Annotated in this window: 20 protein-coding genes; 9 read left to right on the top strand and 11 right to left on the bottom strand. The window is 35.5% G+C overall.

The window, feature by feature from the left end; translation table 11 throughout:
* Position 1: 1 nt before the first annotated feature.
* The 5 genes from CG11_RS08755 (at position 2) to CG11_RS08735 (ending at position 7,637) form a co-directional block, all read left to right on the top strand.
* Positions 2-1,735, top strand: coding sequence for a hypothetical protein (locus CG11_RS08755; protein ID WP_052595208.1), 1,734 nt, complete (start codon positions 2-4; stop codon positions 1,733-1,735).
* A 101-nt stretch (positions 1,736-1,836) separates the two neighbouring features.
* Positions 1,837-2,469: an FISUMP domain-containing protein gene (locus tag CG11_RS08750; RefSeq protein WP_197043808.1), complete on the top strand. Its 633-nt coding sequence runs from the start codon at positions 1,837-1,839 to the stop codon at positions 2,467-2,469.
* A gap of 448 nt (positions 2,470-2,917) precedes the next feature.
* The gene (locus tag CG11_RS08745; RefSeq protein WP_052595204.1) at positions 2,918-3,661 is read left to right on the top strand and encodes an FISUMP domain-containing protein; all 744 of its coding nucleotides are present in this window, start codon (positions 2,918-2,920) and stop codon (positions 3,659-3,661) included.
* A 231-nt stretch (positions 3,662-3,892) separates the two neighbouring features.
* Positions 3,893-5,296 carry an FAD-binding oxidoreductase gene (locus CG11_RS08740; RefSeq protein ID WP_052595202.1) on the top strand — a complete coding sequence of 468 codons (1,404 nt, stop codon included), beginning with the start codon at positions 3,893-3,895 and terminating at the stop codon, positions 5,294-5,296.
* A 79-nt stretch (positions 5,297-5,375) separates the two neighbouring features.
* Positions 5,376-7,637, top strand: a complete 2,262-nt coding sequence (locus tag CG11_RS08735) for a PKD domain-containing protein (RefSeq protein ID WP_052595200.1) — start codon at positions 5,376-5,378, stop codon at positions 7,635-7,637.
* Between the two features lie 147 nt (positions 7,638-7,784).
* Here the strand turns inward: CG11_RS08735 and CG11_RS08730 are convergent, their stop codons facing one another.
* Positions 7,785-8,318: a hypothetical protein gene (locus CG11_RS08730; protein ID WP_156039707.1), complete on the bottom strand. Its 534-nt coding sequence runs from the start codon at positions 8,316-8,318 to the stop codon at positions 7,785-7,787.
* A 338-nt stretch (positions 8,319-8,656) separates the two neighbouring features.
* On the opposite strand from CG11_RS08730, the gene CG11_RS08720 reads away from it, so the two are divergent.
* The 3 genes from CG11_RS08720 to CG11_RS08710 all read left to right on the top strand — a co-directional run bounded on the left by CG11_RS08720 (position 8,657) and on the right by CG11_RS08710 (position 12,082).
* The gene (locus CG11_RS08720; RefSeq protein WP_052595194.1) at positions 8,657-10,231 is read left to right on the top strand and encodes an amino acid ABC transporter substrate-binding protein; all 1,575 of its coding nucleotides are present in this window, start codon (positions 8,657-8,659) and stop codon (positions 10,229-10,231) included.
* A gap of 217 nt (positions 10,232-10,448) precedes the next feature.
* On the top strand, positions 10,449-11,270 hold the full coding sequence (locus CG11_RS08715; protein WP_052595192.1) for a hypothetical protein: 822 nt from the start codon (positions 10,449-10,451) through the stop codon (positions 11,268-11,270).
* Between the two features lie 20 nt (positions 11,271-11,290).
* Complete coding sequence (locus tag CG11_RS08710) at positions 11,291-12,082, top strand: hypothetical protein (protein ID WP_052595190.1); 792 nt, start codon at positions 11,291-11,293, stop codon at positions 12,080-12,082.
* Between the two features lie 20 nt (positions 12,083-12,102).
* Here CG11_RS08710 and CG11_RS08705 read toward each other — a convergent pair whose 3' ends face one another.
* The 3 genes from CG11_RS08705 to CG11_RS08695 form a co-directional block, all read right to left on the bottom strand.
* Complete coding sequence (locus tag CG11_RS08705) at positions 12,103-15,084, bottom strand: CHAT domain-containing protein (protein ID WP_052595188.1); 2,982 nt, start codon at positions 15,082-15,084, stop codon at positions 12,103-12,105.
* A 132-nt stretch (positions 15,085-15,216) separates the two neighbouring features.
* Positions 15,217-15,768 (bottom strand): RNA polymerase sigma factor SigZ, encoded by a 552-nt coding sequence (gene sigZ, locus CG11_RS08700; protein WP_052595185.1) that lies wholly within the window; start codon positions 15,766-15,768, stop codon positions 15,217-15,219.
* A gap of 267 nt (positions 15,769-16,035) precedes the next feature.
* A complete protein-coding gene (locus tag CG11_RS08695; protein ID WP_156039706.1) occupies positions 16,036-16,413 on the bottom strand; it encodes a hypothetical protein in 378 nt (125 codons plus the stop codon).
* Positions 16,414-16,507: 94 nt separating this feature from the next.
* Between CG11_RS08695 and CG11_RS08690 the strand changes: the two genes are divergently transcribed.
* A complete protein-coding gene (locus tag CG11_RS08690) occupies positions 16,508-17,458 on the top strand; it encodes an AraC family transcriptional regulator (protein ID WP_052595180.1) in 951 nt (316 codons plus the stop codon).
* A gap of 6 nt (positions 17,459-17,464) precedes the next feature.
* On the opposite strand, the gene CG11_RS08685 is transcribed toward CG11_RS08690, so the two are convergent.
* The 7 genes from CG11_RS08685 to CG11_RS08655 form a co-directional block, all read right to left on the bottom strand.
* Positions 17,465-17,740: a hypothetical protein gene (locus tag CG11_RS08685; RefSeq protein WP_052595177.1), complete on the bottom strand. Its 276-nt coding sequence runs from the start codon at positions 17,738-17,740 to the stop codon at positions 17,465-17,467.
* A gap of 3 nt (positions 17,741-17,743) precedes the next feature.
* On the bottom strand, positions 17,744-18,352 hold the full coding sequence (locus tag CG11_RS08680; RefSeq protein WP_052595174.1) for a bifunctional 2-polyprenyl-6-hydroxyphenol methylase/3-demethylubiquinol 3-O-methyltransferase UbiG: 609 nt from the start codon (positions 18,350-18,352) through the stop codon (positions 17,744-17,746).
* 61 nt (positions 18,353-18,413) lie between these two features.
* Positions 18,414-19,319, bottom strand: coding sequence for a citrulline utilization hydrolase CtlX (gene ctlX, locus CG11_RS08675; RefSeq protein ID WP_052595171.1), 906 nt, complete (start codon positions 19,317-19,319; stop codon positions 18,414-18,416).
* 5 nt (positions 19,320-19,324) lie between these two features.
* On the bottom strand, positions 19,325-20,713 hold the full coding sequence (locus tag CG11_RS08670; RefSeq protein WP_052595167.1) for a S41 family peptidase: 1,389 nt from the start codon (positions 20,711-20,713) through the stop codon (positions 19,325-19,327).
* Entirely contained in the window at positions 20,694-21,491 is a 798-nt protein-coding gene (locus CG11_RS08665; RefSeq protein ID WP_052595164.1) for a hypothetical protein, read from the bottom strand. The genes CG11_RS08670 and CG11_RS08665 overlap by 20 nt, the downstream gene beginning before the upstream one ends.
* A 281-nt stretch (positions 21,492-21,772) precedes the next feature.
* Positions 21,773-22,480 carry a DNA alkylation repair protein gene (locus tag CG11_RS08660; protein ID WP_052595162.1) on the bottom strand — a complete coding sequence of 236 codons (708 nt, stop codon included), beginning with the start codon at positions 22,478-22,480 and terminating at the stop codon, positions 21,773-21,775.
* A gap of 396 nt (positions 22,481-22,876) precedes the next feature.
* Positions 22,877-23,623 carry a leucine-rich repeat domain-containing protein gene (locus CG11_RS08655; RefSeq protein ID WP_052595160.1) on the bottom strand — a complete coding sequence of 249 codons (747 nt, stop codon included), beginning with the start codon at positions 23,621-23,623 and terminating at the stop codon, positions 22,877-22,879.
* Positions 23,624-23,640 lie beyond the last annotated feature (17 nt).

Raw genomic sequence — 23,640 nt, 5'->3', positions numbered from 1 at the left:
TTTGGATAAAGAAAGACGTATCAATAATCTAGCGACTTGGTATGGTCATTTTCGACAACAGTTAGATATCTTTGAACAAAACCATAATACAGACTTTCTAAATGATGCCTTACTTCAAGGAAAGCTCAAGGAATTTGGAAGTGTCTTGACAGACGAGGTTACTCCACCTTCTTGCAAACTCCATTTAGTTGATAATGTTTGTAGCAAACTAGGTGCAAAATCTATGGTAAAGGCTGTAGATTTAATCTCTATTATAAAAAATGAATTAAACGCTTTACGTCTAAAAATCAGGGCAAGTATTGAAGACGGGAGTTTCGAAGGAAACGATGAAGTAAATTATTTTTTGGGTATTAAAGCAGATGAATATTTTGATTGCATCAAAACTGCATTGAAAAAAAATCGCTTTGATGAATATAAAACCATCATCAAGAAATGGGTGATCTCTTTAGATAAATTGATGAATAAACTAGGCATTGATCAAGAAAGAGGCAAATACAATTATAAATCTAAACTTATTGCTCTTAATCTATCCAAATTATTTAAAATCGAACATGAACTAATTGACTTTTCTGATTTCACAAAGGAAGTTATAACAGGAATCAAAGCCAGTGGTTTTTCTTTAGAACTCTCTGAAATTGACTCTTTATTCTCCGATGCAATTGCGGATGGTAGTATTTATACGAAATTAATAGGTTTATACCATGCAGCTATTGAGAATGGTACTTTTAATACCAGTTTAGATACACTAGAGACGACTTTGCCTACCATGAGTCAAATTGGTCATGCTATTTTGAGTGCCAAAATCAATTTGATCTTGAATCGAGAGATTCAAGATCTTACTTTTAATTACAACTTTGCGTGGGCTGATAAAACCAAAATAATTACAAAACTTATTGACACTATTATATACGAAGCAGATATTGCAGCATTATGTGAACGGTTTATTGCTATTATCGAAAACGCTAATAATAACGAAGGTGAAGATAGTGACGATACTCCTCCTCCTATTACTAGTGATTCATGGTTAGAATGGGCCAAAGGCATCCTACGGTCTATTAGAGAATTGCCTCAAAAACTTGCAGATGTACTTATACAGTCTATTCGTGATTACTACACTGGTGTATTATCTAGTATTGCAGCTATTATTACTCAGGTTCGAAACTTTCTAGAAAGGCAATTAGATGATGATGGAGCCTTGAATCTTCCGGATTCTATATCAAATACTACTTCTAAAATTTATTTCCCTTTAAGTCTATGTCTAGATGAAGATAAAAATGGGGATTTTTTACCTTATCTTACACTGAAAAATGGTACTACTCATACAGATGTTTGGTTCATATCCGTTGATGAAAATTATTATAAACTAGAAGCGACTAGTCTAAGGTCCGAAATAGGGAATGTAAATAATAATATTGTTCCTAGTAAATTAAAAGTAAAAATTAGATTTACTGATCCTGGATATTCCATTTCATCAGACATTGCTGCCATTTTCATTAGCACAGGTGTTTCTGTATCCAAAGGTGAATATGACATGGATTTAGAACTTATGTTTAGTTTTGACTCTATTTATAATAAAGGAACTAATCAAGTAAAAATAAGTAACATTACGTTTACTGATATAGAAAATATTAACTTAAGAAAAGATGGTGTTATCAATAATAACTTGTTAAATACTGGTCGTAGTAGTTCTTCTTTGGAGAAAGGAAATAATATAAAAATAAAAGCATTTATCTAATGAACAAGCTTATTATATCTTTTATAATACTAACTACAATCTCTTGCACAACATCAACCAAAGAACAGGAGACAAACATTGTTACAAAAGATAGTATATCTATGACAAAAGATAGCCTACCTGCTCGTATTAACAATGTAAAAGGAAATGTAGGCATCATAGATTCTGTCCTAATAGACGAACGAGACCAACAACAATACAAAATCAAGCGTTTTGAAAATCTATGGTGGATGGTTGAAAACCTAAATTATGACATTGGAGATAGTCTCCTCTATAGAGATACCTATATAGGCATGGCAGGCTATTGTTTGGATAATAATCCTGAAAACTGTAAAAAATATGGTCGTTTGTATGATCTTCCTGCTGCCATAAAAGCTTGTCCAAAAGGCTGGCGAATTCCCACTTCTGAAGAATGGCGTTTTTTAAATAAAAAACATGCGAACTGTGTATGGGATAAGGCATCTATGACTGGAAATTATAGGGATTCTTTACCTGAATATAATCCTATTCCTGGTGGCGATGCCCAGTATCAATATACTGAAGAGTTATATTTTTATCCTAGGTCAAATACAGCGCGTTATTGGACTATAAACAACAAAAGTTCAAGTGTTCTAATTTTTCAAATTGAGATGGAAAAATGTTATGCTACCTTAATTGGTACGGGCGGTTCTACAAGAAAGCTTTTAGCACAAAAAAAGTTCTACTCCTGCCGTTGTGTACAAGAAGTAAATTAATAATTCTTGCAAGCCTACTTCGTATTAAGGAATGATTGAGTTTTGAGTCCATTACTTGATCAGATATTTCTATGAAGGGCTTAAGCAATAAAATCAATTAGGATTCTGTATTTTTGAGTTCTTCATTCTAGACAAAATTCTTTGATATGCCTTACAATAAAATCACTCCCAAAACCCTATAACAACTAAAAAACATCGTAGGAGCATCCCATCTATACACCAGCCACGACCAAAGAATCGCCTACGAAAAAGATAAAACAGAAGATTTACTCTTCTTACCAGAAGTAATTGTGTTGCCTAAAAATACCGCTGAAATTAGTCAAATCATGCAGCTTTTTAACTCTATTAGAGAAGAGTTAATAAATAATGAGGGCGAATTACTTGAGATACCTGAGTATACAGAAGGTATTACATCTCTAGTTTTTAAAGCATTTAACAAATAAGAGTGATGTTAAGTAAATTTCTTAAATTCATAATTAAATATTATTTATACAGCTTTTTGCTATTAGCATTGCTGTTTTTAATTCGCTTTATCAATATAGACAAAGACAAAAATTCTGTTACCGATAATACCCCAATTGCAGTAAAGGACTCTCTCATTACAGATAGTAGAAATGGTCACACTTATCGAACTCGCCGTTTTGACAAGTTATGGTGGATGATTGATAATATTAATCTAGATTTAGAAGATAGTTTATATTACAAGGAAATTTATATTGGAAAAGGAAGCTATTGTTATAATAACAATATAAAAAATGCTAAGAAATATGGTCAATTATATGACTTGTCTTCTGCTGTAGAAGTTTGTCCTACAGGGTGGAGACTGCCAACTATTAAAGAATGGGAAGTTTTGAATGATAAATACGCTAATTGTGCTTGGGATAATAATTCTTCTACTGGAAATTATAGAGAAAGGTTGCCTCTTTTTGAACCTGTGGGAGGGGGAAAAGGGTACCTATATAGAGGTTTTCTCCCTCAAGAAAAAAATAAAGCAGAAGATCATTTGACATATTCTGGACAGAATAAATTTGCCTATTATTGGGCTCAAACAGAACGAAGTAAGCCTTATTTCTTTTCTATTAATATGCAAAGATGTGAAGCAAAACGAAGTTTATATCAGGGGGCATCTACAAGAAAAACTTTAGCCCAAGGAAAGTTCTACTCCTGCCGTTGCGTCAAAGAAGCAAATTAACTGAATAGAGTCATAACATTATTCCAGTTTAATTATCTGCCCAATCCCTCTCATTTATCTTAACTCTAAAAATTTAATACTCAAATAATTCCCACAAGCCTACTTCGTATTAAAGAATGATTTAGTTTTGAATCCATTACTTGATCAGATATTTCTATGAAGGGCTTAAGCAATAAAATCAATCAGGATTCTGTATTTTTGAGTTCTTCATTCTAGACAAAATTCTTTGATATGCCTTACCATAAAATCACTCCCAAAACCCTACAACAACTAAAAAACATCGTAGGAGCATCCCACCTATACACCAGCCACGACCAAAGAATCGCCTACGGAAAAGATAAAACAGAAGATTTACTCTTCTTACCAGAAGTAATTGTATTGCCTAAAAATACCGCTGAAATTAGTCAAATCATGCAGCTTTGCCATCGAGAAAACATCCCTGTTACTCCTAGAGGTGCAGGCACTGGTTTAGCAGGGGGCGCTCTGCCTGTTTGTGGTGGTATTGTCCTCTCTGTTGAACGACTAAATCAAATTATAGAATTGGACGAAGAAAATTTGCAAATTACAACAGAGCCAGCAGTCATTACAGAAGTATTACAAAATGAAGTACAGTCCAAAGGACTTTATTATCCGCCTGATCCTGCCAGTAGAGGAAGTTCGTTTATTGGCGGTAATGTCGCCACGAATGCAGGAGGACCAAGAGCTGTCAAATATGGCGTTGTCAAAGATTATGTCTTAAATTTAGAAGTCGTCCTAGCAGATGGCTCTATAATCTGGACGGGAGCTAATACGCTTAAAAATTCGACAGGCTACAACTTAACTCAATTAATGGTTGGAAGTGAAGGAACATTAGGTATCATCACCAAGATTGTCTTAAAACTTATTCCTGCCCCTCAGCATAGTTTACTTTTGTTGGTTTCTTTCAAGTCGGCAGTTAAAGCCTGTGCCGCTGTGGCAGCTATTTTTAAGGCAGGTATTATTCCTTCTTGCATGGAATTCATGGAGCGGCAAGCTATTGACGTTGCTCAAAATTATTTGCAAGATACTACCTTACCAATCAGAGCAACAACAGAAGCACAATTAATTATCGAAGTAGACGGTAATCACATAGATACATTGTACAATGATTGTGAAAAAATAAACTCAGTGTTAGACTCTTTTGACTGCGATGAAGTACTGTTTGCAGACGACGAGCATACTAAAAATAGTTTATGGAAATTAAGACGAAACCTAAACTATGCCATCAAAAACTACTCTGCTGTAAAAAAAGCAGATACGGTTGTTCCTCGTGCTTCCTTGCCGCAATTATTAAAAGGCATTCATAGTATTAGCAAAAAACATGGTATTCAAGCTGTCAACTACGGTCATGCAGGAGACGGTAATCTACATGTTACCTTGCTTAAAGAGCACTTAACAGACGAATATTGGAACCGTGAAATGCCCTTAGCTATGTTGGCTATTTTCCAATTGGTGGCTAGCCTCAAAGGAACTATTTCGGGAGAGCATGGCATCGGATGGATTCAAAAAGAATATTTAAAATTAGTCTTCTCTCCTATTGAAATACAACTAATGCAAGCAATTAAAAGCAGTTTTGATCCTAAAAATATTCTTAATCCAAGCAAAATTTTCCCTTAATTTCATCATGAATTAAGCAACTAATTTACAATTTTATCGTTATAAGTAATGTCCCCAACCAACCTTCCAAATTTTCGTCATGAAAAGGACTTTTATTTTTTCCTTAATTTTATTTTTATTATTTACCCTAAATCAAACTTCTCGTGCATCACATATTGTTGGTGGAGACATAAGTTACGAATGTTTGGGACCTAGTCCCACCACAGGAATAATGCAGTATCGCATTACCATGCACGTGTATAGAGATCGTATCAATGGTCGAGCTCCTTTTGATAACCCCGCTTATGTAGGCATCTATGCTGGACTAAATACTAGTTCTGTAGATACGGTTCTTGCCTTAGGAAACCCTGATACAACGGATATTCCTATTGTATTTTCCAATCCTTGTTTGATAGTTCCCCCCAACGTGGGAGTAGTAGAAGCCGTTTATCAAGGCATTGTAGAACTACCTTTTAATCCTGACGGGTATACGATATCTTATCAACGCTGTTGCCGCAATTATACAGTTAGTAATTTAGCTTCCCCAAGAAGTACTGGAGCAACTTATACTATTTCATTAAGTGCCGAAGCTCAACAACAATGCAATAGTAGTCCAACCTTCAATGAATTTCCTCCTATTGTTATTTGTGCCAATAGGGATTTAGAGTTTGATCATTCAGCAACAGATGTGGATGGAAATACCTTAGTATATGAACTATGCTCTCCCTATAGTGGAGGTGGAAGCTCTAGTTCTGGTGGAAATGGTTTTAACTCCGCCGCCCCCAATCCACCTGCACCACCACCTTATAATCCTGTTGTTTTTCATTCTGGCTATTCAGCAACCAACCCAATGAATGCGAATCCCACCCTGCAAATTGATCCCAATACAGGCTTGTTAACAGGCTTTCCAACTAGTATTGGGCAATATGTAGTTGGCGTTTGCGTAAAAGAATACGATGCACAAGGCAATTTGCTTAGTCAAACCTTAAGAGATTTTCAATTTAATGTTACCATTTGTGATGATCAAGTAGATGCAAAGGTACGTGCGGATTCTGTCAACTTTGCTACCGATCAGTATTATGTTAACTTTTGTGGGGATAGTATTATTACCTTTGACAATACGAGTACCATTCAATCTTTTATCAACAGTTATGAATGGCGCATCGACCTAGGAAATGGTACTTTTTTTATAGATAGTATTTTTGAACCAACTGTGACCTTTCCTGGCAATGGTACTTATCAAGGTTGGTTGATTGCTAATCCAGGCTCTGTTGGATGTACCGATACCGCTTTATTAACGATTACAATTAGTTTAGATGTTTTAGCCAATTTTTCGGTCATCTATGATTCTTGTGAAATTGGACTGTCCTATTTTACGAATAAAACGGTTTTCAATCCCAATACTCCTATCCAAAGTTATGTCTGGAACTTTGGAGACGGCAACACCTCTTTTAACAAAGACCCTAATCATCAATATGTTTATCCAGATACTGGCGTCCATAATGTTACACTAACAGCAACAGACATTGCTGGCTGTGTTTCCAAAAAGACACGCCCCTTCGATTGGACACCTAAACCAATTTTTCCTTTTGAATTGCCGAATGATACTGCCTGCATTAACTTTTTGGCAGGTAATATTCCCTCTATCTATTATCCAATTTCCGATTACACATTCCGATGGAACTTTGGAGATGGAACAACATCAGACGAATTTACCACACAACACAATTATATTCAATCAGGTATTTATTCTAGATCCTTAGTAATTACCTCGCCCAAAGGATGTACAGAACAATTTAACAGTACAGTGGTAGCATTGGATACTCCACGAGCCAATTTTTCCTATCTTCCAACACAACCTACTTCTCTTCATCCCATTGTCGAATTTAAAGACGAATCAGAACTAGCCAATCTATGGGAATGGCATTTTGGAAATGGCGTTTCCAAAGTCAGTTCTTTTGAAAGTGATATAACCTATCATTATCCTGACACAGGAAAACATCTTGTTTCTTTAATTGTAACTCATGTCAATGGCTGTACAGATACCGCTAAAAAGGAGATCGATATTATTCCTGAAATTACTTATTTCCTGCCCAACGCTTTAACCCCTAACGATGATGGTAAAAACGATGTTTATAAAGGTAAAGGCTATACTCAATACATAAAAAACTTTGAGATGGGCATCTACAATCGTTGGGGAGAACGCATCTTTGCTACACAAGACCCCACGGAAGCGTGGAATGGTAGAAAGAATAATATTGGTTCAAAATGCCAAGCTGGTGTGTATGTTGTTATTGTTCGAATCGTTGGTCCCAGAGGACAACCTCAAGAGATCAAAGGCTATGCGACTATTGTTTATTAACGCACTCCTAGGTATACTACCTGTTAGCCAAAGCATTTCATATTACTTTGTGGATTTTGTAATTTTAACTTCAGAATTCACAAAGTGTTTATTTTGAGTTAGATTATTCACAGTTAACTAGTTCTTCTTTAGCAACTCTATCTACTTTTACGGTCGTAAAACCACTACTTGCTCTATAGTCGAGCTTGCCGCTATGCTAATACTCGTACTAGCTGGGTTCGGGTAGATTAAAACGTCTTCTTTGCTTTCTATCCTTGCTATACTCGTCAAGGTATCGCAGGCGGAGCCTGATAATTTGGGCGTTCTGTAGTGAGGCATATTGGGTAAGAAGTGCCCTTCCACAAAGAATACATCTAAGCCTCGTTGTACTACATTACAACCGACACCTCCTATATTGGGATTATTGATGACATCCATATAAGATACATTGTTGCTATGACTATATATTTTTCCATCTAGTGCAGATTGTATGTAACCCCAAAAGGGAGGTTTCGTTCCAGACAAAACATTACCATAAACTGCTACTGTATCTTTTGAGGCTGCTATGTTGGATGCCCATAAATCAAATTGATACATGTAAATCCACGAAGATACATATAAATATCGGTCATTTGGAGATACAGCTACTCCTGATGAAATTATCTCCTTGGTGGCTAAAAGTTGCTTGTCCTGCAACTTCATTACCTAGAGTTTTAATAGTACCTAAATACTGTTTGTGATGATAAAGAATAGAGTTTCCTTCAATTAAAAAAATATATATGCCAGCCATAAATCCCAGCCAAGCTTTTTGTGTTCTTGTATTGTCATAAGATTTTAATTTTAAATCTACCATTTTAAGGCAACCACCTAATTCTCATCATCAAAGACCGATTACTCATTTCTTTTCTTTTTTCTAAGGTGTTATTACTCCTCTCGTACAAAATTCGCTACCTTTGATTTGTTAAATACGACCTAACACCCAAACACAACATAAGCGATTGATTTACAAATCAAGAATAAACTCACAGCACTGTACAAGCATGAAAAATTCACGTTTTCTTTCCTTAAAATCTGTCCTAACATTAAGTTCTTTTCTATTTATTTTAATGATAGCTTTCTCCTCCTGCGATACGACCAGAAATACGGCTCGAACTAAGACCAACCCTGGGCGTTTGGATCCTGTCATTGGCAAAAATACCAATCCTAAAGATACGAGCAAAACAGGTAGTTACAATGCTGTTACTCATGTTGATCAAGATAACAATACGGCTACAGTAGATACCATCACTTGGTGTGATACCATTCAAAAAAGCCCTGTACAACGTATGGTTATTTGTTTCAAAAAAGTAGGCAATCAAGCTATTCAGTCGGACACCGTTGCCGTTATCAATATCAACAACGATGCACTTTTCCCTGAATATACGGTTGATACGACCATTCAACAAAAATTAGCGTATCAAGTGGCTATTATGATGCCTTTCATGAGTAAGAATTTTGTTCCTGCCAATCGAAAAGAAATTCCAATTCGCTCCATTAAAGCCATTGAATTTTATGAAGGAGTGCTGATTGCACTCGATAGCTTAAAAGCAGAAGGCGTCAACTTGTTTGTCAACGTATATGATACCCAAAGAGATACTACTGTCATTCAAAATCTTCTAAAAAAAAGAGAATTGCAGGAAGCGGATTTAATTATTGGTCCTATCTTATCGAACAATTTAAAGATTGTTGCAGAATTTGCAAAAACGAATAAAAAGCCATTAATCTCTCCGCTCAATCCTCGTAGTGACCTGACGCTTAACAACCCTTATTATATTCAAGTAAACCCCTCTTTTGAAGTACACAGCCGTCTCATCATTGAACAATTGCACAAAATAGAACGCAACAAGCGTATTATCAGAGATCCTATGCAAAAAAACTTGATGATTTTGGCGCTAGGCAAGGATTCCGCTAGAGTTGCAAATCTTCAGCAAAGTTATATTAACTTTAAAAATGATACTAGTGCTCATATCAGTACCTTGATACCTGAAAGTACAACAATGGATGTCGATCAAATTAAACCTTTTCTAAAAAAAGATCAACTAAATATCATTGTCATGCCTACGATAGATGAAGGGTTCATTTATAACTCGTTGCGTGAAATCCAAAAACTAGTTGACAAAGTAGAACCAAGACGAGGCTATCAAATTGTTATCATTGGAATGGATAGATGGCGCTATTTTAATCGTATTAATTTTGAGTATTACGAATCGCTAAATTTACATTTTACTAGTGAATATTTCACTCCTCCCAACAAGGAAACTGTTCGCAATTTTAAAACCAATTACAAGTCTGTCTATGGCATTGGTTCTAGAGAGTTTGGATTTAAAGGGTTTGATATTATGCTTTACTTTGGTCGTATGATGCATAAATATGGGGTTAATTTCCAAGCACATTTGTGGAAAGAGAATAACATCTACAATCACACTAAATTCCAAATTGAACCTACTTATGAGTTTTTAGTTCCTTTAGATGGCAGCCCTGAAGAAACACGGGTTCCTATTATTAGAAGTTATGAAAATCAATATTTAAATTTCTTAAAATTTAAGAATTATCAACTCAATCAAGTCATCGAATAGTTTTGATACTAATGATCGTATTTCATGAGGTCACATGTTTAGTTTGCTCAAATTAAAATTGCGACCTCATGCTAAAAATATTCTTGTATTGTAGTCCCTTGATGTTTCACTAAAAAAGCACATTCATATTCGTTTATCTTTTAAGTGCTTTGGTTTTAGCTAACCGTGCTGCTACTTCGTGGTTTCAACCTATTGAATATAAAAAACACTTCTAACCATGCTCGCTCGCTTATTATCTTTAGTTGCTTTTCTAATTACTCTTTCTGCTTGCTCTCCTACACCTTCTGTAGAACAAAAAATGGCAATAACATCTACAGATACGACCAATACTGTTGTAAATCAAAATATCTTTAAGGATGATTTTGGTAGTAAAAAAAAGCTATATCAAGAAGTTTTTGCTCCTATTTTGGACTCTACGTTTTATAAAACGCCTCAATTGTTTCTTCAACAATTGAGTACGACTTATGGACAAGCATATAGCAAAGAAACGAGCGTTCTTACATTTGAAAGACAACAAATTTTAGGTTTAAAAGACTCTATTTGGTTTATTAATTGTTTAAGCCCTACGACAAATGATTGTGCCTATCCAATGCAACAAACCCAGTATTTGTTTGACCTTAAAGGGCATTTGTTACATCAAAGTCAAGCAGCTGTAGCTTCATTCATTCCTGCTGTTTTAGATTCTATGCCGATTTTCATGACTATTACGCACGATTGTGAAGGAAATGGGCAACATCACTTTTATATTTATCAACAAGGAAAATTAATTGATATTTTTAACGTATTAATGGAGAATACCCCCAAATCATATGATACCAATCCAGAAGGTGGAGGGGTTTTTAGAAAAAATCACTTGGAAACGTTTGTAGAAGATGTCAATCAAGATGGATTTAATGATATTGTTCTTCGAGGTAAGTGGCTCGTTCTTGATAATGGTAAAGGACGTCAATACCCTGTTAGTCGACCATTTAAAGCTGAACGAGTAGAATATCAATTTTTATACCACCCAACCAAAGAGGTATTTTTATTAACGGAGTAAACTATTTTTACAGATAATTAATGATCTATCCTATTATAAAGCAGAGCAAAGATTTAACTCTTGATGAGCTAAAAGAGCTTAATGCTATTTGTCGTGCAATCAACAGTTGCTTTGCAGAAAATCATGTAGAAGAAAACCACATCAAAAAAACAAATCCTATCTTTTATCTTTTCAAAGTAAATGAGAAAATTGTTGCCTTCCATGCTTTTTCTGTATTCCTAGAAAGAACCCCTTTTTCAAAGAAAAAAATTCCTATTATTTATATTAATTTGTCTTTTAAAAGACAAGGCTTTGATGCTTACATTAAAAATTACGCAAAATGGAGCAATGCGCATTTTTTAAAACAGCAGATAGGGCGCTTTTGGTTTTTGCGAAAATTCATTCTAATATTCTTAACCAACAATCCTAAATTGGCAGAAAGATCATCAGAAGTGTTTTACCAGTCCTACCCATCTTATCACCAAGAAACACCAAATGAAATCTTGCATTTTTGTTCTACATTTGTTACTAAAAACCTAAAACTAAACGATACTAGTATCAATCATAATTTAGTCCTCAAAAAAGCGCATCCTTACAAAATGGACATTAGTTCTAAATGGGAAACACTTTACAAATCACATGATACCAAGCAGAATGAATTTTTCTTGCAAGAACAAATTATTAACTCAGAAGATACCAAGGCTTTTTTGACTGGAAACTTAATGTTGTTTTTAGGAGAGAATAGCTGTATAAATTTGATAAAAAACATTCTGTTGCTTAAACTACGAAAAGCCAAAAATCCTTATCAGATAAAAAAAGGTTCTTCGCAATAATTCCGTTATATACATATTCTCTAATCTCTTTTTCGCCTTCTATATATCCAAACACTGCTTAGAAGTAAAAATATCAATGCTCCTCCTCCCCACCTATACCAATTGGTAGAACGTGCCAATTGAATAGGGCTATTGTTGCCTAATTGAATAAAAGGAGACCAAAAAGCAGGATGAGCAGTTATACCAGGATTATTTTTTAAGTAATCTAGCTTGGCTCGTTGAAGGGCTTTATCTTTTGGCAATCCTTTCGCTAAATAATCGTAAAAAGAGGTCATTACTTGAGCTGTTGAATAATCGTTCACTTGCCACAAGGAGACAACCATAGAAGGCACGCCTGCATACATAAATGAACGCGCTAAGGAACGGATACCATCTCCTCGTTCGTACTTTCCATACCCTGTTTCACAAGCTGAAAGCACAACCAAATCAGTCTGTAATTGAAGATGTGCAATTTCGTGCGCTTGCAACAAATTATCCTCCAAACTATCGCCATTTTCGGTAAATACTAAAGAAGATAAAATTGGAATTTGAGGGTGCACAACCCCGTGCATTGCCAAATGAATGATACCATATTGATTGGCATTGGCTTTAAAAAAAGCTTCGTTACAAGCGGCTCCAAATTTAAAGTCTCCAGCAAACTTTTTAGCCAAAACTTCTACCTCATCTTTTGCTTTGGGCAATGGACTCAAATCTTCTCGTAGTGCCAAAGTACTTGCTGTTCGCCATTTTGATAAATTAGAATCTATTTTTGTTGTTTCTAAGGGACTGTAAGATGCCGCACAAGCTAGTAATTGATGGTTGTTATTTTGTTTTTTGACTTTTAGGTTCTCTTTCCACAAGGTTGCCGAATAATGATAACTTATGGTATACATTTTTAATAAATACGGCATTTTTTCATAAGACATTTTCTTTTGGTTGATATCCTCTGTCAAAAAGGTTTCAAATGGAATGTGCCCTAAAACTGCATCTGCGACAACAATCAACTGCTTCACATTTGTACCTTTTAAAGCTGGTTCTAATAGATTTGCATAACACCAATACCCTTTCTGAGTATACAATTGATATGCCTTTTGACTTTTATTTGCAAGCATCGCATAATTACTCAAGGCCAAACGCAATCGTTTTACTTCGTTATACAAACGCATTTTAGTAACTTCTAATTTTAACAATTTAGCAGAAGTAGCCGTTATAGCAAATAAATAGATCGAGGTATCTGACACAAAATACTCCAACAGCATCGTTTCAGGGACCAACAATCTTTGTATTTCATCTACTTGAGCAGTAACATCTTCATACTTAAGTTGATAATAACGAGGATAACGTTTTTTTAATGCTCGCAAAAAGAAGCTAATTTCTTGATTTAGGTCGTTCTCTTCGCTAATAACTGCTGCTTTCTTTTCAGCGTCCAAAGTTTGGTATTTTTGTTTCTTTAACGCATCTTTTCTTTTGGAGAGCTGCACCTCTCTTTGTGCCAAAGAATCAGGAATATCCCCTAATACTTTGGCACGATGCCCTTGTATTGCTTCTCTTAACAACACCGATTTATTTTGCTCTGCAAATTCAAATGCTCGTCCCCAATAGTTTGTACCTAATACATACGCAGCATCTATTCCATATCGTGCAAACTCTGTGTTGCCAGATAGTATATAGAGTTTATTTTCCTCACTTGTAAAATCGTTCTTAACCTTAGTGTGTATATCAATAGCCGCTTTGCTAATTTGGTACTGTTTTGTAGCAGAAGATGCTTGTTCAGCAATTCTCAAAAGCGTTTGTAAACTCTCTTCTATTTTAGATAGATTTCGATATGTCAGTTTAGACAAAGCACTAAAATCAATTTGATCTATTGGTTGACAACCTAAATTTAAATTAGAAGGGTCGTTGAATACATTAGGGAAGTAAACTTCAAATGAATCGGCTATGGCTGCAATGCTTGCTAAATTATAAGTCAACGCCCTATTATTTTCGCTCTTATTATAATGCAACAACGCTATATTATTCAAAGTTAACGCATAAAATGGATGTTGTTTCTTTAAGCTTATTTCAATAATTTCTAAAGATTGAGTATAAAGTGCCTCTGCTTGTTGATAACGTTGCGTTTGACTGTATAAAAAAGCCAGATCATTTAAAGCACTTGCATATCTAGGATGCTTGTCTCCATAAATTTCCTGAATAATTTGCAATGCTTCTTCGTAAAATTTTGCTGCTTTATTATACCGCTTGGTTTCATTATAAAGGTTGGCTAAATTTTTCAAGGTAACGGCATAATCAGGGTGTTGCGTTCCTATCGTTGCTGCTTTAATTTTTTTAGACTTTAAATAACAGATTTCCGCTTTGTGGTATGCCTTCATCGAATTATACAATAGCGCTAGGTTGTTGATGACAGAAGCGGATTGAGGGTGCTGCTCTCCCAAATTTTTCAAATTAATTGCTTCTGCTTCCAAGTACAACCCTTCTGCTTTGCTATACTGACTCATTTTCCAGTACAAGAGTCCCAAGTTATTCAAAAAAATAGCATACTCAGAGTCTTGTTTCCCTTTCGTATTTCTCTTAACATCAATAGCCTGTAAGTAAAGCACTTCTGCTTCCTTATAGTTCCCCAGAGAACGATGAAAGTCTGCTAAATTATGCGTAGCATTGGCATAAGCATCATGATTTTCTCCAAATAGCTTTTTAACCAAACTAATATGCTCTGCAAAATAAGTAGCAGCTTTATCCTGCTCTCCTAACAAAAAATAAAAAGTTCCTAGATTTCCAATATAACCAGCATAAATAGAATCTATGTTCGCTCGTTCTATAGGGCTTTTTGTTATCGCTCTCTCTCTTAATGCTTTGTTTTTTCCTTGCAATAAATAAGGAATAGTCCCTTGGTAATTGCCTTGATAATAATTTAACAACATCAAACTATCCAACTCATTATAAGACAATTGAGATAAATCATTAGATGTCTGCGCAACAAGATTGAAGAAGTATAAAACACACAAAAAAAAGAAAAAGTACTTCATAGGTTCGTTATGATTATTAAGAAAGTTCGAACATTAAAATACGTACTTTTGAGTTATTTTAACAATTTCCAAAGCTTCTTTCAGCCACCTCTTTTACAGCGTGTTATCTTTTCTCTCTGTTTTTACTCAATATTATTCATCACCACAAGAACAAGAACATTCCATATCAATGACATTACCATAAACATCTGTGGAGATATTACAACAACGGATAAACAGCATTTTTAACTGGTTTTTAGCTCGTTGTACTCTTGACTTTGCCCCAGAGTAAGAGAGTCCTGCTTGCTCTGCATATTCCTTTTGAGAAATTCCTTCTAGCTCTGTTTTAATAAACGCTTCTCGGTACTTGGGAGGCAACTCTTCGATTAAAGGCATCAAACATTTTGTAAAATAAAAATCGGGTTGCTGTTGCTCCAACCAATTGATTGCTCCTCCTTTGGGTTCGATTCCCTCCAAAGATTGCAATTGTTTCTTTTTTCTATAATAATCAATAATTGCATGACGAGTAATTCTATACACCCAAGTTGTTAAGCGGTTTTGCTCCCTCAATGTTTCTATATTGAGATGTATCTTCAAAAAAATATCTTGCAGAATATCTTCCGCATCAAAAGAGCTTTGAACTCTCTTTTTGATGAACCCCAACAACTGTGCTTGAAAGTCATCCCAAATTACTTCTGTTGCCATAAATAACTCATTTTTTTTTACCTTATGATATGGAATATGTTACTGCTGTTCTTATACTTAAATAAAGTAGCTGCAAAAAATCATCCATTTTATCTTTTTTTATCTAAAAAGGAATCTTCAAATCTTGAATACATTCCTTTTTATCAATAGCTAACTGCGCTGCTAGCTAAGTACTGTATTAAAAGACGCAAGATTTCAAAAAAGACGCAAAATTTCTGATTTATCTGAGCACTTAAGCAAATTTAGTGTCCGCAGAAGACAAAAACCTTAAACTTCTGTTTCCGTTTTTCGAAGTCCACAATACTGAAAAATTGCAAAAAGTAGAACAATCAAAGCTACAATAGCAATTAAACCATTACCTAGGTTAGAAATCCCAAATGGTTGTAATAACAATAAAGCCATAGACCCTAACACCCACAATATATCTTGTATAATGATAGCATATACAGCTGCCTTTCGTTGCCTTTTTATCTCCATAAAAATAGTCCCTGCAAAGAATATAAGTCCTAGACCTATTATCCCAAAAGGCCATTGCAGTTGTACGCCAAACCAATGCTGTACCTGCGTCGAAAAAAGTAATAAGATAAAAGCCGATGTGGTTGAAAAGATCGCATTCCCAATCAATGCTTTTTGTAAAGTGTTCATATTGATAATTTTTATGTTGAAATTGATTTTATTCACCACAAAAATCATTTATTTTTAAGAACTAAAATTGATACTTTACGCCAAAAAATACCAGATGAAAATAAGTGCGACTTTATTAGCTGCCCTAATTGATTTTGCCAGTTACCGAGGTATTCCTTCAAAACCATTGTATGCTCTTGTGCATGATGCCAATATAGATTGGTGTGCTCCTGATAGCCACGTTACAGCTTCTGACTATTTGCGTGTGTTAAAATCCATTTTAAAGCAAAGTGATTCCGCCAACTTAGGGTTTTATTTTGGTCAATACTTAAATTTAAGTGCTTTAGGAATCGTTCATCAAATTTCTTTGCAAGCCAAAAGTATGGAACAAGCATTATTAATACTACAAACCTATCTAGAACAACAATTTCCACTCTTGGCAATTCATACCCAACAACAGCAGACCTATCAATCGATAGAATTAAACGTTCATCCTCAAGCCTTGTCTTTAGAGAATACGATTTTAGAAAGCAGTTTTATGCTAATAGCTAGAGAATTAACTCTAATGCTGCCCCCCAATAGTTTAGCCCTTCTTGTTCCTCCATTAGAAGATTTTCATTATAATATCTTATCCGAATATGCCCTAAAAACAAGCTCTAATTATGCTTTTGAAATAGATTTAAAAGCATTACAACAAGGAATCAACTCTAAAAACCTGCAACAAATTGAAATTTTGCTCCCCCAGTACTTAAAAATGCTGCATCAAAACACATCTAAAGAAAGTTTTACAAACAAGACTAAAAGCATGATGTTGCACTTATGCTCCCCTGCTCTTCCTTCTATGCAAATGGTTTGCGAACAACTAGCATTGAGCAGTCGTTCGTTACAGCGCAAACTGCATCAAGAAGGTAGTTCTTTTCGAGCAATTAGTACAGCAGTAAAACGAGAACTTGCCGAGTTTCTAGAGGCTGGCAAACAAATGAAAATACAAGACATCGCCTATGTTCTAGGCTACTCCGAGCCCAGTGCTTATATCCATGCTCGAAACAATTGGCAAAACAAGTAATGCCTTTTAAGTCAACACTTCCAATATCGCAACATAATCTCCTATCCGACTCTGAACATTAGGATCGTCGCTGTCCCATGCTCCAGTTGCCCTTAAAACCTTTACCGTTATCGACTGATCAAGCCATTTTTCTAATTCCATGCGAGATACCTCCCCTGCTTGTATCTTGATAAAATAACGTTGGTTGTTGATTTCTAAGAACAAACTTTCAGCTCCTTTAATTTTTCGTCCGCCCTTGGCTACGAAAGGCACTGCGGTTACTTTTCCCGTAATAATTTCCATAACTCACTCCCTTTTTTGCAAGCACCAAGTTGTCATACAACGCAAGCCTTGCACATTAGTTGTTTTAATGTATTCCGTTAGTATCCCTTCCAATTTCTGGGTGCATGCAAGTAAAAAATCCTCATCTACCAAAAAACGAACCGATTCATCGGGCAGCAAAAACTGCCCCTGCCCTAAGGCTACCACTCGATTCTCAATACCAATATTAGATGCCAAACGAACAAACAAATGACCTCCAGGTTGGAGAACCCTCCAAATAGAAAACAGCATTGCTTCAAAATGTGCCCTGTCCTTTGCAAAATGCAAAACCGCATTACAAATGACCACGTCAAAAAAATTCGATTCAAAACTCAACTGTTCGATACTTTCTACCCTAAAATTTTCTATGGGGTTGTTTGGATGCCATTTTTTGGATAAGTTTTGTACCTGCTCTACAGCCTCTATATTTTGATCGGTTCCATAAACATCCCATTGCTCCTGTAGAAAGTAAACTAGATTGCGACCACCTCCACATCCCGCATCCAAGACTCGTTGCCCATCTTCATAACGTCCTTTGAGTATTTGATCCAACAAATAAATATCTATATTTCCTAACTGTTTCTTTAATTCCATATTTTACAACTATTGATACGTTCTTTGTCAATCCGTTAACCTTATTCCATCATAATTACACTTACAAAAACACCTCTGCAATCATACAACGAGCACTTCCCCCTCCAATAGCTTCTATTGTTGGGATTGGCATGGGCAACAAGATTGCATATTGTTCTAGAGCTTGTTTTTGGGTGCTGGTCAAACAATCAAAAGCACGTTGCGAAAGCACCACTATTTGTCCTTTCGTTCCTTCCAAGGCCAACATATTACCTGCAAAATGACTCACTTGTTCCAAACTTATTGCAATAACATCTAAATTACTAGAGTGAAATTCTTCCATTACTTTTTGACGTTCCTTCTCGTCTCTAATACTTTCTAAGCAAATTACAACAAACCCCTCTCCAATGCTCATCATAACGTTGGTATGATAGATAGCAACACCATTAACATCACAAGCATTAAAAGCAATTGCTTGATACCCTAAATGTACCATTAAGTTTTCAAATAGCATGGCATCGGTTCTTGGAGAAAGGCAAGCATACGCTTTGCGATGGTTATGATCAAAAATAATGCTCCCTGTTCCTTCCAAAAATCGGTCTTGTGTTTCGTACGATGTATAGTCTATCTGAGTCACGAAGTCTTTTTGTTTTTCCAACCACTCCAAGACAACTGGGTTGCGTTCCAAACGTCGATTCGGCGTGCACATAGGATACAGTACAATTGTCCCATCTCGGTGAACGGAAATCCAATTATTGGGAAACACAGCATCTGGTTTACGGGGCTCCGTACTATCCTCAAAGACTTGTACAGCAATTCCTACACTCCTCAATTTGGCAACAAAGGCATCAAACTCTTGTAATACCTTGGCTTGAATTTTTTCGGGCGTCTCTTCTAATTTTGTTTGAAATGTATTGGATGCAGCCGTCTGTGTATTGTAAGAAAAAGAAGCAGGGCGTACTAGGAAAACTGTATTTGTAATTTGCATAACAATCAAGATTTTGTTTTAATCAACTCCAATGCTTTTGCCATCGCCACATCTTTCTTTTGTAACAAATCATCTATCGAAAGTACGATAGGATAATCAGGCATTAGACCTCTATTCGCATTTTTAGGTTGTTGGGGCAATTGGTTTTTCACCCATTTATTGGGAATTTTTATCTGTATTTTAGAATTTGGTAATAACAAGTAATGAAAATTTCCCGCTGCAAACCCTTCATAACGGCTTCCTGTTTCTTCTCCAATAACAACAGCCTCTCCATAGTCGTGTAAATATTGTGCAATTAAAGCTGCCGTAGAATACGTCCCTCCATCTGTCAAAATATAAATTGTACCTTTAAAAAACCATCGATTGCGTTTAGGAAAAGATGTGATAACATTGCTACCATCCCAAGCGATTAATTCTCTCAACACTCCTTTTCTTTTTTTAGGCAATGCAAAAGGCAATAAGGCATCTACAAAGTCTTTCATTCCTCCCACATTTCCTCTTACATCCAAAATCAAGTGCTTGACTTTATTTTGTCGCAACCTTTTGAAAATGCGTTCATAAAATGAAAACGCTTGTAGATCATTTTGCTGAATAATGGCATCGTCAAAGCTGCGTAACGTTAAGGTTCCTATATCTTTCTCGATTGCCAAGCTATAAACGGCATTAATTCCTCTGGGCACTTCTTTTTTTAAAGCCCTTTTCCTAGACCATGCCGCCATTTCGGCTCGTGTTAATGCTTTTAAAGAAACTTTTTGCAGGAGGATTGTCCCTCGTTTTTTATACTCAATCAAAAATTGTTGCGGTCGCTCTACGAACCAAAAATAACGGGCGGAAAGTTCTTTACTTAATCGCTGTTGTTTGAACGTCTCAATGTGTCCGTCCGAACTTGTATACTCAAAAATTAGGCGTCTAATTGCCGCCATACTACGCCCATTAATAGACAAAATTTCATCACCTTGCTCTAAAACATCCTCTTCACTCAAATTATTCCAAACATAAGCCCGTTCTCCTAAAAATTGAACACTCAATGGCAAACTTTTGAAGTTCCCTTCTAAAAAGCCATGATAAAAACTATCTTTTTCGGTTCCTATTGTAAGATGCCCTTCATCAACTCCCTCTACTGCCAAACAAAGTAATTTAAACCATTCAAGCACATCTATTGGTGTTTGAATAGCTTTTTTAATAACCTCTATTTTTTTTTTGAACACTTTTTCTGAACCATACACATACATAGTAGGATTATAAGTTTCTAAACCGGTCACCAAATAATCCAAATCCTCTTGCAGCTGACTGGGTGTCAATTCTTTTATTACAATCTGTGCCGTACAGTCATGACAAGCAATCCCCCATATTAACAGCCCCCAAAAGTATATTCTATGCTTCCACCTTAACATAACAAGTTCTAGTCTCTAAATTTTCATGAATAGGCAAATTTTCTCTGTGTGCTTTTAATTCCATTTGCCACTTTTCTAGGGCATCTACATTAGGCAAATTAAAAAGCGTATCAAGTATATTTCTTACCATAGAAGATTCTCTCAAGACATAACGTCTCACAAAATTATCAATCAATTGATCCTTTCTGCTAAAAGAAATAGAACTAGACATCTCAACATACTTTTCTAGCAAAGTATCCATTGCTATTGTTTGTGCTTCGTCTGGTAATTTTTCCCAATTATCATAATAATTAGCATACTGTGCATCCGTCCAAGTCCCCAAAGCAATAGAATCTGTCAAAGCCTTATAAAATTCTAACATCACTCGATCTGTACGCTCATGGTCTGGATATACTCGATTGTACTCCATTTCATTAAAATAAGGGTTATAAAACTCCAGTTTAGCCACACCATCGCCTTTAGCTTCAAATACGAGTACGCCTTCTGATGGTCCTCCAACCATATCTTCCTTACCGACATAAAATCGACGGTCATCGACATAGTTCACAACAGTACTATCTGAATTAAGATGTTTTAATGTATAATAAATCGGTTGTACTCCTGCACTGTAAGAATATAAATAAAAAAGTTTCTCACCTATTTTGACCGTTACAGTGTCATTTTCTATCAACGGGATGCCTGCTTTTAGCAAATCTTTGTAGGCTTTCTGCTCATGTGTTTGGCAACCAGTTAGGATGAGCAAACAACACCAGCTAAGTAATATATTATATTTTATCATTGTGTTTGAAATTATTTGTGTTGGGGATCTGTTTTAACTTTTTTTATACCAATTCATATTTTAATAGTGAATAGGTAGTAAACATGCTTTTGGTAAAGACCTTAATCTCACGTTCAACGTCAAAACTTGCCAAACAATTCCTTTAAAATGCATCTAAATTTTTATAAGTAAGTGGTCAGAAAAATTCTGGTTAAAAAATAACCTTATTTTTAGTTCTAATTAATAAACGTAGTGACCACTAGCAGCGTATAGCTAAACCTATAAAATACAATTCTTAAATATTAGCACCTTGCTTGTTTTCGTTTTTTGCCCAGCCTATTTTTATCAATTACCTTTTGAATATACGTACTCGCCAAAGGCACCTTGCAAGCCGTTCCTCCCATTTCTACGCTTACTTTACCAATCTTTTGGGCAACTTCTTGAGCTTTTGTCGTCAAAGGAGCAATATAAGACCCTACAGCAATAACAAAACCATTCATTGTGTAACGCACTCTATTGGGCGCGGTATTGATTTCATTGACAACTTGATCTAATAATTGACTATATGCTTCGATATCCAACTCTTCATCCTTTTTGATAGAAGCAACATTAGATAAGGTTGACCATCCCGCAGAAGCGACCGTTTCTTTTTCTGACGCTATCCATTTTTGAGCAATTTCAAAACCAAAATCTGTCTCAGCAGCTACCCAAGCTACGGTATATTCACTCAAGTAGTACCAGTAAGCTTTTTCTACCCAATCTTCTAAATGAGCGACTGTAATTTGTTTCTCATCCGCCATCAAACCAGCCAAATACATTGCATCTGAGTTCCCTGTAGCGTATAATTCTAAAGACAGTTCGTGATTTTTTTTTGTTTTCTTTAAAATTTTTTTCAAATCACCAACTTTCACTCCAAAGAAAGGTTCTTTTGCACCATGTTTTAAGAGTGTGTTTTTAGTTCGTTCGTCTCCCAATGCTTCTAGCTCGGTCAAAACTTCTTTTAGTGTCATTGTTTATAATTTAGAGGTTATTCCATAATAATATTCCATTGATTATCATACTTTTACTACAAAGACCAGCAAAAATACATCTTACTAATAATCAACTGTTCAGCACTTGCGAAGTACCACGCAATAACAGCATAGTTAACTAAAAGCGTAGCGCTCACCAAGTACCACGTAGTAGCAGCGAACCCAGCTTGCTGGCTCATGACCGCAGGGAGTAACTAAGCTAACTAATACGATTTTCCAACGGAGTAATGCTATAAATAAAAAAGTGTTTGTTTTAGTTCATTTTTGTCTATATCAAGCTAAATACCTTGCATACAATGCAAAATTTTGTACAGAACAAACAACTCTTATTTTCCAAACTTAGAGTTTTTTTTATAATCGTCGTAATAGATTAACTTAATTTTTGGAGTAGAGTATTTGACAGTTGGGCAGTTGAGATGCTAAATCAGAAATGATTTCTTCATCAATTTGAGTGTTCAACAAGTATAACTTCTCTAGTTGAGTAAGGTTATAAATACTATTGGGAAGTATTGTTAGTGGGTTTTGATTTAAATTAAGCTGTTTGAGAGCAAGCAGCGAACCGATGCTAGAAGGCAACTCCGCTAATTTGTTGCCCGACAAATCTAGATAACGCAACCCTTTTAATCGCTTGAAGTCAGTATGAATGGCATATATTTGATTGTGTCCCAAAGCCAAATATTCCAAATGATAACTCCTGTCTAACTCCGCTCCAATTACCGTTAAGCGATTTCTATTCAAATTCAAATGTTTTAATTTTTTTAGCTGTTGAATAGATTCAGGAATGGTTTCGAAACAATTGGATCTATAGTTTAAGGCTTCTAAATTGGGCAATAAGCAAATTCGCTCATCCCATGTGGTTAATTTCATTTGCTGTACGCCGTAGGCTGTTCTGGTATAAACCGTAATAACGGCTTCTTCTCGATCCGAAAAGCCTCTATCCTCTTCTTCCCACGCCGTTAAAATAGTTTCATTACCTTTATTTAACCACGCAGCTATCTTTTCGTATTGCTCCCAATCAAACAAAATATCCAAGGATTCAATCAATTGAAAAGCAAGACTCATATTTTTTAAATCTCCTGAAGACAATAAATTAATTATTTTCTGCTTTTCTAAGTTGTCCATAAATATTTCAAGAATTT

It is taken from the genome of Aureispira sp. CCB-QB1 (assembly GCF_000724545.1).
GTDB lineage: Bacteria > Bacteroidota > Bacteroidia > Chitinophagales > Saprospiraceae > Aureispira.
The sequence above is the reverse complement of the archived record's forward strand: the minus strand, read 5'-3'. Positions and strand labels throughout refer to the sequence as shown.